The organism is bacterium (assembly GCA_019912885.1).
GTDB lineage: Bacteria > Lernaellota > Lernaellaia > JACKCT01 > JACKCT01 > JAIOHV01.
Genome location: JAIOHV010000141.1, coordinates 1 through 11,833 on the forward strand (window position 1 = coordinate 1; position 11,833 = coordinate 11,833).

Here is an 11,833-nt window from a genome sequence, read left to right on the forward strand (position 1 = left end):
GCGCGTGACCGCCGCCTTCGAAAAGACCGTGCAGGGCATCGCGCGCCTGGCGGCCGGCGGCGGAGGGCGCACGGTAATCCATCTGCGTCCGGCGAATCTGGGCACGATCCGGCTTGAGGTGCGCGTGGAGCATGCCGTCGCCACCGCAAGCGCGATCGTTGAAACGACCGCCGTGCGTTCGGCGATCGAACAGAACATGCACGAATTGCGCGCGACGCTGGCTGAACAGGGCATCCGGCTCGACCAGTTCGATGTCCGTGACGGCTCGGCACGACAGCACGCCGAGGCCGATCCGCGCGCGTTCGACGAGGCGCCCCTGCCCGCGCGGGCCGCGTCGATTGCCCCCGAGGAAGAAACGGACCTTCGCCCCGCGGCGCGCCGCCACCCCGGCCGCGTCAGCGTGACGGTCTAGGAGAAAACCATGGCGGACACGCAAGGCATCGTCGATTTTCAATCGCTGACAGGCTACGTGCCGGACGAGGCGAAAAAATCGAGCGACCTGCTCGATCAGGACGTTTTCATGAATCTGCTGGTGACGCAGCTCAAGCACCAGGATCCCCTCTCGCCGATGGAGAACCAGGAGTTCCTGCAGCAGCTCGCGTCACTGTCGACCGTGGAGCAGCTCAAAAAATCGAACGAGAACCTGATGACGCTTCAGCTTTACCAGTCGAGCATCAACAACGCGCAATCGGTGTCGATGATCGGCAAGGAAGTGAAGGCGATCGGCGACAAGCTGCGCGTGGCCGAGGGCGAAGATGCGAACATCCACTTCGCGCTGGACGACGCCGCCGAGAGCGTGGAGGTCACGATCTTCGACGAGTCGGGCAAGGTCGTTCGCACGATCAACCAGACACGCCTTGACGCGGGCGATCAAACGATCGTCTGGGACAAGAAAGACGGCAACGCCAGCCCGGTCGCTTCGGGGACGTACCGGTTCGAAGTTCGCGCGACCGACAGCGCCGGCAACGACATCGGATCGACGACGTTTCTTGCCGGGCGCGTCGATGGCGTGTCGTTCGGCAGCGGCGGACCGGAGCTTTTGGTAAACGGGCAAAAGGTCCTGATCGGCGATATCTACGAGGTGAACAAATAACGGCCCCCGGGCCGCAACCCGCCGGTGGATGAACGGCGGCGGTGAAGGAGAAAGGCCATGACGGTACTGGGTTCGATGTACGCCGGGATTTCCGGCCTCAATTCCAACGGTGTCGCGATGGAGATCATTGGCAACAACATCGCGAACATCAACACGCCGGGTTTCAAGTCGTCGCGTCCGGATTTTTCGGACATCCTCAGCAAGACGCTGGCGACCGGCTACGGCATCGGCCGCGGATCGCAGCTCGAGGCGGTCACGCAGCTTTTCGTGCAGGGCGGTTTCCAGTCCACCGAGACGGTCACCGACCTCGCGATCGAGGGCAACGGATTTTTCATCGTCAAGGACGCGACCAACAACGGCGAATATTATTCGCGCGCCGGAAACTTCCACTTCGATTCCGACGGATACCTCACGAACGCGCTCGGTTTTCGCGTGCAGGGATTCGGCCTTGACGCCAAGGGGAACAACATCGGCACGTTGAAGGACGTCCATGTCAGCAACGCTCCCCTGCCGCCCAAGCAGACCGGCTCCGGCGTGGAGCCCGGCACCGGCGTGACCATCAACGCGAACCTTTCCTCCTCCGCGGACACCTTGCCCGGCGGCCCGGCGTTCGATGTGAACGACCCGATCAACACCTCGAACTTCGTCACCTCCATCACCGTGTACGACAGCCTTGGCAACGGGCACCAGATCAGCGCTTTCTTCCGCAAGACCGCCGAGTCCGCCACCGGCAACTCGTGGGAGTGGTACGCCGTGACCGCCGGCGAGGACCACATCTCCGGCGTGGACACGATCTGCGCCCAGGGAACGCTCGAGTTCGATACCGACGGCGCGCTCACCGCGGAGACCACGACAAGCTCCGTGTTTGATTTCGCCGGCGGCCCGACGCAAGGCCAGGTCATCGGATTCGATTTCGGCGAGTCCATCGCCGAAGGCGGCACGGGTTTTTCGGGCAGCACGCAGTTCGGCGAGGAATCCGCGCTGGTCTTCCAGTCGCAGGACGGCTTCGCGCCAAGCTACATTTCGGGCATCGAGATCAACGACCAGGGCATCGTGGTCGGCCGCTACGCGAACGGTGAAAATATCAAGTTCGCACAGATCGGGCTGGGGCGCTTCACGACGCAAAGCCGCCTCGCCAACGTCGGCAGCAACCTGTACCAGGAGTCGATCCAGTCCGGCCCGCCGATCATCGGCGTGGCGTCGGTCGGCGGCAACGGGCGCATCTTCTCGAACACGCTGGAGTTGTCGAACGTCGATATCGCGCAGCAGTTCGTCGCGATGATCACGACGCAGCGCGGATTCCAGGCCAACAGCCGATCCATCACGACGAGCGACGAGATGCTCGCCGAGCTGATGCAAATCAAGCGGTAATCCACGCCCGGCTCGCGGACGACGCGCGCCGGATTTCCGATACAAGGGCCGCCGGGTTACCCCCTCCCGCGCGGCCCTTTCTTTCAACGCGAACGCGGAGGCTAAAGGATGGCGCTGACCCTGCCGAAGACGAAAATCATGGACGCGAAAAAAACCGCCGGCACTCGATCGCGCGAAATGCGTCTTCCGAACCCGTCCGAAATCGAACGGGAGCTTGGCGCGCCGGCCGCCGAGGAAACCGTCATGCCCGAGATCCTCGCGCGCGGCGCGGCGGCGCTGACGCTTGGCGCCCTGTTTGCCGTCCTCGCATGGGCGGCCGTGACGCGATTGCCGGCGGCGGTGTCGGAGTTGATCACGCGCTTGTTGGGGTAATCGCGGAAGCGCGGGCGCCGCGCCTGCTTTGCCGTATCCGTTCCCCGATCGTTCATGGACAAAATGGACATGCTGGACGCACGGACGGCATGGACGGCTAACGTGGTGGCGCGGCGCGGACCGTTCTCAATCCTCGTTTTGTTCGCGCGCTTCCGTAACGCCGCGCCGGCGGGTTTCGTATCCTCCCGCGTTGGCGTAGTTTTGTTTTTGGGAGGTGCGTCATGCTGATCAAGATTCCGCGCGGTTGGGAGCTGCCCGAGAGGCTTTGCATCTCCGAGTCGCGCTACATGAGCCGCCGTCAAATCGTGAAGGCGCTGGGATTCACGGGCGCGGGCCTTGCCGCCGCGCGCTTGTTGACCGGCTGTTTCGTCGACGAGGAGCGCATCAGCGATCCGACCTTCAAGGAGCCGTTCGAGCCCAATGTGCCGCCTTCGATCGACAGCCTCTACCCCGCGGATCCCAATCCCGAATTCGCCGATGTGCCCGACGGCCGCACGATGACGCCCGAAGACATCGCGGGCGGATACAACAACTACTACGAGTTCGGCATCAACAAGACGCAGGTGCAGTTCAACGCGCAGGGGTTTCCGACCAAGCCCTGGCAGGTGCGCGTGACGGGGCTGTGCGACAATCCGTTCACGTTCGACTGGGACGACATCCACAAGATGTTTGCGCTCGAGGAGCGCGTTTACAAACTGCGCTGCGTCGAGGCGTGGTCGATGGTGGTGCCGTGGACCGGCTTTCCGCTTGCGAAGCTCATCGAAAAGGCGCAACCGCGCTCAAACGCACGTTTTGTCCGTATGGAGACGTTCCACGATCCGGACAACGCGGTGGGGCAGCGCAATCTCGATTATCCGTTTCCGTATTACGAGGGACTGCGGATCGACGAAGCCGTCAACGAGTTGTCGTTCCTGGTTACGGGTATCTTCGGGCACGTCCTGCCGAACCAGCACGGCGCGCCGCTGCGCCTTGCTACGCCATGGAAATATGGCTTCAAGAGCATCAAGGGCATCGTTGAGATCCGTTTCGTGGACAGCATGCCGGCGACGTTCTGGCCAGACGTGGTGCCCGATCGCTACGACTTTCTGTCCAACGTCGATCCGACGGACACGCAGGTGCCGTGGGACCAATCGACCGAGCGCGACATCGGCCTGCCCGACGGGTCCGAGGAAATTCCCACCAAGCTCTACAACGGCTACGGGAACTATGTCGCGGACCTATACACGTCCGACGGCGAGAGCTTCCGCAACGACGAGCCGGATATCAAGTAATGCGGAGTGCGGAGTGCGGAATGCCATCGCATATTGTTCACGCGGAGACGCGGAGCAGCGGAGGTTTCCCGTGTTGCGATGGTCTCTTTTCTCTTTTCTCGTTTCTCTTTTTCCTCATCGGGCACGGGCACGTTTAATACGGAATCTCGATGATCAACGAGCCGATGTAGCGCACGTCGGGGCGCGTCGATTTGCGCGCGACGGCAAGTTCGTCCGCGAGTCGTTCGAACAGCTCGTCGAACATCGGCCACAGATCGGCCGCGCCGCGTGCGTCGAGCCATTCCTTGAATTGCGCGCGGGCCGTTTCGTTAAGATGGCGCTTGCGGCCCGCGAGATCGAATCGTTCGTACACCTTCGGCAGGTCCTCGACGTGAAGCGCTTGCGGCGCGAGCTCGCGGCCGAGTGCGTCGTTCGCATACGCGGTGCAGAACAGCGTGCGATAGTTGAGCGCGCCCTCGCGGTCGTGGTTGAGCCCGAGCATCGGCACGTTATCGAGAACTTCCGGCGTGATGCCGAGTTCGTCGTGGAACAGGCGCACGAACCGCTCGATACGCGCAAGCGTTTCCGAAGCGGCCTCCACCTCCGAGAGATCGCCGAACAGGCGAGCCGTGCCTTCGCCGTCGACGCGCCGCGGCTCGAAAGCCGTCAGCTCGCGGACAAAACCCGAAAGCGCGTGCGGCAGCATGAGCGCGTCCGTCGTTTTGCGATCGGTCGCCGCGAGCTTGATGAGCGCGCCCGCCCGCTTGCCGAGCCGCGTCACCAGACTTCGCCCGATGCGATACACATCGACAAGCCGCCTTTCGCGCACGATCGTCGTCGCCGCGTCGATCGCGCGTTCCGCCAGATGCTCGATGCCGATGTTGAGATATCCGCTTGTCGCCTGCACCACGTCGCGCACGCGCTCGATGTCCGCAAACGCCACGCGCTCGGCGACCGACACCATGTTCGCGAGCGCCATGATCTCGCGGATGACCGCGTCGCGCTCGGGAAACTCGCGCGCGAGGACGCGACGCAGCAGGTTGTCCGGGCCGCGAACCTCCAGAAACCGCTCGCGGCTCGCCTGCTCGCCGAAATCCTCGTCGTCCGCCTTGGGCATGATCTTTTTGCGCGGCCGGAACTTTTCGGGATCGCACGGCGCGAACACCTCGATTGCGGAGTAGTAATCCGGAAAACCCATGTCGGACAGGCGCGCGGTGCGCGTTTCGTAGGCGTCTTCCTCGAGCTGGGAGCCGATCTCCCAATAGATCGCCTCGAGCACGTGGTAATAAAATTCCACATCCAGGCGATAGATTTTCTGCGACAGCTCGTGCACGAAACGCACGAGCGCCTCCTTGCCCTGATACTTGATGACGTGGCGGCGATCGGGTGGCATGTACAGATTGGGCGATTCCGGCAGGTTCCAGTCGATTAGCTCGTCGAAGCGCTCCACCTCCATGTGCCGTTTGAAAAAGAGTACGAAAAAGGCGAGGTCCAGCCTTTTCGCGGCGCGGATGAAGCGGTCGTCCGGCAATTCGGCAAGGATATGAAACCACTTGCGCGACGGATCCAGGCGAAGGCGGTCCTTGTCCCAGCAGTCGATGTCGAACAGGGCCTGCACCTGCTCGTCGGTGGCGAGTTCCAGAAGTTCGAGCGCATCGTCCTCGCCGAGCTGCTTGATGAGAAGGTAGGCGCTTTCCGCCGGGATGACCGCCATCACGGATTCGGGGTCGGGATGCTCGAAGATGAGCGCCGCGGCCTCGCGCCCGCCGGCGCGCATCACGACGCGCGCGGCCTCCTCGGGGGTGCCGCGGGATACCTCGGCGCGGAGCGCGTCAAATCGCGCCTTTTCGCTTTTTGTCAGGGTCATGCGATCGTTTCGGATCGGCCTCGCCGGTCGGCGCGCCGTCAGAAATATTTTTCCCTTCGCGTTTCGTAAAATTCGAGCGTGCGCGCAAGCGCGTCGCGCAAGCCGACCTTCGGTTCCCATCCGAGCGAGCGCGCGATCTTGCCGCGGTCGGCGATGTAGTCGCCGATCTCGATGACCCGCGCCTCGGGGGGAAACGGAACCAGGCGGTAAGAGCCGCCCCGAATGTCGACGAGCGTTTCGACGACATCGACAAGGCTCGCCGCTGTTCCGCCCAGATTGTACACCTGCCCGTTTGCGTCGTCACTCGCGCCGGCCAAAAGGAACGCCTCCACGACATCGTCGATGTAATTCGCGTCACGAATCTGCCGGCCGTCACCGAAGATTTCCACCTCGCGGCCTTCGAGAATGAGACGCACGAACCAGTTGATGATCCCCTGCCGGTGGTGGCGCATCTGGTGGCGCGGCCCGAATGTGTTGGTCAGACGCAGCGAACACGCGCGCAGGCCGTACACGTTGTTGTAGAGGATGTGGTACGCCTCGCCCGCCACGTTGTTGATGCCGTTGACGTCCGCCGGGTTCATCGGGTGCGTCTCGTCCACGGGAAGGGTTTGCGCCCGGCCGTATTGACCGCGCGTTCCCGCGAAGAGGATCTTCACGTCCGGGTTGTTGCGGCGGCACGACTCCAGAATCGAAAGCTGGCTGACGCAGTTGATCTGCAGGTCGGTGAACGGATCGTCCATCGAGTCCGTATGCGAAAGCGTGCCCGCGAGATTGAAGATGATATCGCGCCCGCGCACGAGGTAGTTCATCGAATGGGCGTCGCGCACGTCCGCCACGTTGACCGTGACGTCGCGCTCGATGCCCTCGATATTCGCGAGGTTGCCGCCGTAATCCGGGATGAGACTGTCGACCAGGGTGACGCGCGCGCCGAGCGGCACGAGCCGGTGGGCGAGCGAGGAGCCGATAAAACCGAGCCCGCCGGTGATGGCGACATCCTTGCCGCGATAGAACGCCTCGGCGCGCGCGAGATTCACGATCCGAAGACCTCCGCGTAAAACGCCGCGGGATCGCGGCGCGAGGCGCCCTCGATCAGGCGGATCTTGGCGGCCATCGCGCGCGTCGAAAGCCGGCATGAAAGGGAGAGCCGCGCGCCGCTCGCGACGCCCCAGTGGCGGGCAAACGCGCGGATGCGCTCGCGGGTCTCGGCGCGGACCTGGCGGCCGTAGCGATCCCATCCTTCGTGCGCAAGATTGCGGCGGAAAAGCAGAAGCGAGCTTCGGATCTTCGCGGCCTCGCGTTCGCGGCGCTCGTCCGGATAACGGGCGTGCATCGTGCCGCAGGCGTGGCCGGCCCGCGCCGCCGGATTGACCGCGAATTCGTAGCCGAGCCAATGCGCGCGGAACGCGACGTCGGTTTGCAGCCAGCCGTCGCGAATGTCCTCGTCGAAGACAGCGCCGCCGAACGCCGTCGCGGCGAGCACGTCCCGGCGCCAGAAGCCCGCGCTTTCCGCCGGCGCGAAAACCCGCACGTGCCCGCCCGTGTCGCGCGCCGTCCGCCCGTGATGGATAAGCGAGATGCGCGGCCCGCGCACCGAGACGCCGAGCGAGTCGATGATCTCGTCGTCCTGACGGCCGACCCATGTGACTCGCGCCGCGAGAGCGGCGACATCGGAGCGCTCGTTCATCATACGGACCTGCGCGGCGACAAAACCGCGCTCGAGTTCGACGTCCTGCGACAGGAACAGGACGTAAGGCGCCTTCGTCGCGGCCAGCGCCTGATTGTAGGCAGCCGCGCGCCCGAGGTTTGTCCGGTTCGCGATGATTTGCACCTGGGGATAGGTCGAGGTCACGGAAAAGACGGAGGAGTCGTGCGAGTTGTTGTCGACCACTGTCGTGTGTACCGCGCCTTCGTACTCCTGTCCGTACACGAACTCCAGGCATCGCACCAGATGGGCGCGCGCGTTGCGGCTTCCGATGACGACATCGACATCAGGCGCGGGCATCGCCGCTCCAGAGCGTCCCGCGCGACGCGCGGCGCCGGTAACGCAGCACGGCGAGCCAGCCGTCGAGAAGGCGCGCGAAGGAAAGCTGGCTTCGGCCCTTGTCGCGGTCGACAAACCGGATCGGCGCCTCGCGGATCGTCAGTCCGCGTCGATGCGCGCGGATAAGGGTTTCGTGCACGACGCTCGGCCCTTGCGCCGTGAGCGTCGCGGGTTCGATGAGTGTCATGGCGTAGGCCGTGTACACGCGATACCCCGAGTTGCAGTCGCGGACAGGGACGCCAAGAACCGCGCGCGCCCAGGCGTTCGAGACAAGCGTCAGGACGCGCCGAAACACGGAGGTGCGTTCGTCCACGCCGCCCGGCGCGAAACGGGAACCGATCACGACGTGCGCGCGGCGTTCGATCTCCTCGAACAGGCGCGGCAGATCCTCCGGGCGGTGCGAGAGATCCGCGTCCATTTCGACGATGCGGGCGGCGCCCATTTTCAACGCCAGCGCGAATCCTTCCGCGCCGGCGACGCCGCGTCCGCGTTCGACATTTTTTCGATGCAGGAGATGGACCCCCGGGTCCTTTTCGGACATTTCCCCGACAAGACGCCAGGTTTCGTCGGGGCTGTCGTCGTCGGCGACGAGCACTTCGACGTCTTGCGCGCGTAAGCCCGCGATGAGCGTGGCGATGTTGTCGCGCTCGTTATAGGTCGGCAGCACGGCGATCGTTCGCGGCGCCGCGCCCGGCCGCGCGGCTTCGGAGTCCGTCAGGGTAATGTCATGCCCGGTCATGGTTCCGGGACGCTACCACAGCCACGGGGCGCGGAAAACGCGGGATCCCGGTCGATCGATCCGTTCGTCGCGAACGGGTTCGGTGTCGCGACAAAGTGGTTGGAAGCGGAAAGTTCTTATAGAATCTCAATCCCTCGACCGATATACTGAATGGGGAAAGAGAAATGTCGGACGCAAATTCGGTCCCATGACCGTGAGAGAAGATTTGCCGTTTACCCTCGAAATCCTCGCGCGGGGCGTCCTCGACAACCTCCTGGAAGGCTGTCAGGTCATCAGTCCCGATTTTCGCTACCTCTACGTCAACCCCGCCGTCGCGGCGCAGGGGCGCACAACCGTCGATGCGCTTGTCGGCCGCACGATGATGGAGATGTATCCGGGGATCGAGAACACCGAGATGTTTTCGATTCTGCGCCGGTGCATGGAAACGCGCGAGCCCGCGTATCTGGAAAACGAATTCACGTTTCCCGACGGCGCGACAGGATGGTTTGAGCTTCGATTCGAGGCGGCGCCCGAAGGTGTCGTCATCCTGTCGATCGACATCACCGAGCGCAAACGCGGCGAAATCGCCCTGCGGCGGACGCACCGCGCCCTGACGGCGCTCAGCGAATGCAATCAGACGCTCGTGCGCGCGACCGACGAGCAATCGTTCATGAACGATCTGTGCCGCCTGATCATCGACAAGGGCGGTTATCGCATGGCGTGGATCGGGATGATAAACGGCGGCGAAGACGCCGGCACGATCTTCCCCGCGGCGCGCGCGGGTCACGACGCGGGTTATATCGACGTTGTGCGAAGAAGTTGGGGCGAGTCCGCGTCCGCCTATCCCCCCTGCGCCCGCGCGATCCGCGAGAACAAAACGGTGATCGCGCGTTTCATCGAAACCGAGCCGGGATACGCACCCTGGCGCGACGTAGCCCTCGCGCGCGGTTACGCGAGTTCGATCGCCCTGCCCGTTCGCGTCGGCGGCGAAACCATCGGCGTGCTTTGCATCTACGCCGCCGAGGCGGACGCCTTTGACGACCACGAACTCGAATTGCTCGAGGAGCTGGCTCTCGACCTCGGATACGGCATTCAAACGCTTCGCGGGCGCGACGCCCACGAGCGGGCGCAAGCCGCGCTGTCGCGATCGCAGGTCCGTTTCCAGGAATTGGTGAACGATCTCGACGACATCGTCTATTCGATCGACACGGCGGGGCATCTCCAATACGCGAGCCCCGCCATCGAGCGCATTTTCGGGTATCCGCGGGAAAGCGTCGTCGGCCGGCACTTCGCGGAGTTCGTCCATCCGGACGACCTGCCCGGGCTCGCGCGGCACTTCGAGGCCACGTTGGCCGGCGCGGTCGCCGCGCACGAATTCCGCGGCATCGACGCCGACGGACGCATTCGGCATCTGCGTTCCAAGGGGAAGGTCCGCATGAACGGCGATCGCCCCGCCGGCGTCAACGGCGTCGTCAGCGACATCACCGAGCAGCGCGTGACCGAAGAGCAGCTTCGCCTCTCGCAGCGTCTGGAGGCGGTCGGGCGGCTGGCCGGCGGAATCGCGCACGACTTCAACAACCTGCTCTCCGTCATCGTCAATTATTCCGTCTTCGCGATCGAGCAACTGCGCGCGGGCGATCCAGTACGCGCCGACATCGAGGAAATCCTCAAGTCGGCGGAGCGCGCGGCGAAGCTGACCACGCAACTTCTGGCGTTCAGCCGCAAGCAGGTCATGGCGCCGGAGGTCTTGAATCTCAATACGGTCGTCGAGGGCGTCGAGGGCATGTTGCGGCGCATTCTCGGCGAGGATATCGACATTGTCGCACGCCTTGCGGCGGATCTCGGCAACGTGGAGGCCGACCCGGGCCAGATCGAACAGGTTCTCATGAACCTGGCGGTCAATTCGCGCGACGCGATGCCGGCGGGAGGCAAGCTCACCATCGAGACGGCGAATGTGGAGTTCGACGACAGCTACGCCGACCGGCACGTTTCCGTGAGGCCGGGCTCGTTCGTGATGCTCGCGGTCACCGACACCGGCACGGGTATGGACATCGAGACGCAGTCGCACATTTTCGAGCCGTTTTTCACGACGAAGACGGACGGCAAGGGCACGGGCCTCGGGCTTGCGATGGTGTATGGCATCGTCAAGCAAAGCGGCGGCAACATCTGGGTGTATAGCGAACCGGACTGCGGCGCGACGTTCAAGGTTTACCTGCCGCGCGTGGAGAAAACGACATCGCCCGTCAAGCGCCGCCTTTCGCAAGCCTCCGTCATTCCGGGCACCGAGACCGTTCTCGTCGTCGAAGACGAGGAGGGCGTGCGCCGGCTCGTCGAGCGCATTTTATCGAACGCGGGATACCAGGTGCTGTCCGCGTCGAACGGCGGCGAGGCGTTGCTTCTTTGCGAAAAGCACGGCACCCCGATCGACCTGTTGCTGACGGACGTCGTCATGCCGCGGATGAGTGGGCGCGAACTCGAGACGCGGCTCGCCTCGATCCGCCCGGGGTTGAAGGCGCTTTACATGTCCGGCTACACCGACGGCGCGATCGCCCACCACGAGTCGCTCGAACCGGGCACGCACTTCATCGGCAAACCCTTCACCGCCGCCGCCCTCACGCGCAAGTTGCGCGAGGTGCTCGACGATGGTCGGTAGCCGTCGAGCCGTCCTCCGCTCCGATTCCCCTGACCGCCGGGATTGAACCCGAGCCGCGCGGCATTCGTTGACCATCGACGCGCGAAAAACGACAATGCGGGGCGAGGGATGGGTGCGTTTTGCAATGACGAAATTTGAACGAATCACGGCTCTGGTTGCGCTTGTGTGCGTCGCGTTCGCGGGTCTTGCGTGCGGCGGCGGCGACGACGATGACGACGGCGATCCCTATCGCCGCCCCGGCGACGACGACGACACGGGGCCAAACCCGGATGACGATACGGGCGACGACGACACAGGCGACGATGACGCGGGCGACGATGACAACGCCGATGACGACGACGATGACGACGCTGGCGACGACGACGATGCGGGCGACGATGACATCGACGACGACGATGCGGGCGACGACGATCTGGATGACGATGATGTCGCGGACGACGACGCAACCGACGACGACGCAACAGACGA

Annotated in this window: 11 protein-coding genes; 7 read left to right on the forward strand and 4 right to left on the reverse strand. The window is 64.1% G+C overall.

Annotation, left to right across the window (positions count from 1 at the left end; genetic code table 11):
- The 5 genes from K8I61_11910 to msrP form a co-directional block, all read left to right on the forward strand.
- The coding region (locus tag K8I61_11910) for a flagellar hook-length control protein FliK (GenBank protein MBZ0272735.1) at window positions 1–412 on the forward strand (412 nt) is incomplete at its 5' end.
- 9 nt (window positions 413–421) lie between these two features.
- Window positions 422–1,093, forward strand: coding sequence for a flagellar hook assembly protein FlgD (locus K8I61_11915; GenBank protein MBZ0272736.1), 672 nt, complete (start codon window positions 422–424; stop codon window positions 1,091–1,093).
- Between the two features lie 57 nt (window positions 1,094–1,150).
- A complete protein-coding gene (locus tag K8I61_11920) occupies window positions 1,151–2,464 on the forward strand; it encodes a flagellar hook protein FlgE (protein ID MBZ0272737.1) in 1,314 nt (437 codons plus the stop codon).
- A gap of 108 nt (window positions 2,465–2,572) precedes the next feature.
- Window positions 2,573–2,836: a hypothetical protein gene (locus tag K8I61_11925; GenBank protein MBZ0272738.1), complete on the forward strand. Its 264-nt coding sequence runs from the start codon at window positions 2,573–2,575 to the stop codon at window positions 2,834–2,836.
- Between the two features lie 221 nt (window positions 2,837–3,057).
- A complete protein-coding gene (gene msrP, locus K8I61_11930) occupies window positions 3,058–4,107 on the forward strand; it encodes a protein-methionine-sulfoxide reductase catalytic subunit MsrP (protein ID MBZ0272739.1) in 1,050 nt (349 codons plus the stop codon).
- Window positions 4,108–4,240: 133 nt separating this feature from the next.
- Here msrP and K8I61_11935 read toward each other — a convergent pair whose 3' ends face one another.
- From K8I61_11935 to K8I61_11950, 4 genes are read right to left on the reverse strand one after another with little or no spacing between them, the layout of a single operon-like run.
- Window positions 4,241–5,953: a DUF6178 family protein gene (locus K8I61_11935; protein ID MBZ0272740.1), complete on the reverse strand. Its 1,713-nt coding sequence runs from the start codon at window positions 5,951–5,953 to the stop codon at window positions 4,241–4,243.
- 38 nt (window positions 5,954–5,991) lie between these two features.
- Window positions 5,992–7,086 carry an NAD-dependent epimerase/dehydratase family protein gene (locus K8I61_11940; GenBank protein MBZ0272741.1) on the reverse strand — a complete coding sequence of 365 codons (1,095 nt, stop codon included), beginning with the start codon at window positions 7,084–7,086 and terminating at the stop codon, window positions 5,992–5,994.
- Window positions 6,984–7,955 carry a glycosyltransferase gene (locus K8I61_11945; protein MBZ0272742.1) on the reverse strand — a complete coding sequence of 324 codons (972 nt, stop codon included), beginning with the start codon at window positions 7,953–7,955 and terminating at the stop codon, window positions 6,984–6,986. The genes K8I61_11940 and K8I61_11945 overlap by 103 nt, the downstream gene beginning before the upstream one ends.
- Window positions 7,942–8,733, reverse strand: coding sequence for a glycosyltransferase (locus K8I61_11950; GenBank protein MBZ0272743.1), 792 nt, complete (start codon window positions 8,731–8,733; stop codon window positions 7,942–7,944). Before K8I61_11950 ends, K8I61_11945 begins: the two co-directional genes overlap by 14 nt.
- Window positions 8,734–8,920: 187 nt before the next feature.
- Between K8I61_11950 and K8I61_11955 the strand changes: the two genes are divergently transcribed.
- Together K8I61_11955 and K8I61_11960 are read left to right on the forward strand one after the other, a co-directional pair.
- Window positions 8,921–11,365: a PAS domain-containing protein gene (locus tag K8I61_11955; protein ID MBZ0272744.1), complete on the forward strand. Its 2,445-nt coding sequence runs from the start codon at window positions 8,921–8,923 to the stop codon at window positions 11,363–11,365.
- 124 nt (window positions 11,366–11,489) lie between these two features.
- On the forward strand, window positions 11,490–11,833 hold a 344-nt coding region (locus K8I61_11960; GenBank protein ID MBZ0272745.1), incomplete at its 3' end, for a hypothetical protein.

Excerpts from the sequence above, each read along its gene's own strand:
- K8I61_11915 (MBZ0272736.1), top strand. The coding sequence starts at position 422 with ATGGCGGACACGCAAGGCATCGTCGATTTTCAATCGCTGACAGGCTAC.
- K8I61_11920 (MBZ0272737.1), top strand. The coding sequence starts at position 1,151 with ATGACGGTACTGGGTTCGATGTACGCCGGGATTTCCGGCCTCAATTCC.
- K8I61_11925 (MBZ0272738.1), top strand. The coding sequence starts at position 2,573 with ATGGCGCTGACCCTGCCGAAGACGAAAATCATGGACGCGAAAAAAACC.
- msrP (MBZ0272739.1), top strand. The coding sequence starts at position 3,058 with ATGCTGATCAAGATTCCGCGCGGTTGGGAGCTGCCCGAGAGGCTTTGC.
- K8I61_11935 (MBZ0272740.1), bottom strand. The coding sequence starts at position 5,953 with ATGACCCTGACAAAAAGCGAAAAGGCGCGATTTGACGCGCTCCGCGCC.
- K8I61_11940 (MBZ0272741.1), bottom strand. The coding sequence starts at position 7,086 with ATGCCGGCTTTCGACGCGCGCGATGGCCGCCAAGATCCGCCTGATCGA.
- K8I61_11945 (MBZ0272742.1), bottom strand. The coding sequence starts at position 7,955 with ATGCCCGCGCCTGATGTCGATGTCGTCATCGGAAGCCGCAACGCGCGC.
- K8I61_11950 (MBZ0272743.1), bottom strand. The coding sequence starts at position 8,733 with ATGACCGGGCATGACATTACCCTGACGGACTCCGAAGCCGCGCGGCCG.
- K8I61_11955 (MBZ0272744.1), top strand. The coding sequence starts at position 8,921 with ATGACCGTGAGAGAAGATTTGCCGTTTACCCTCGAAATCCTCGCGCGG.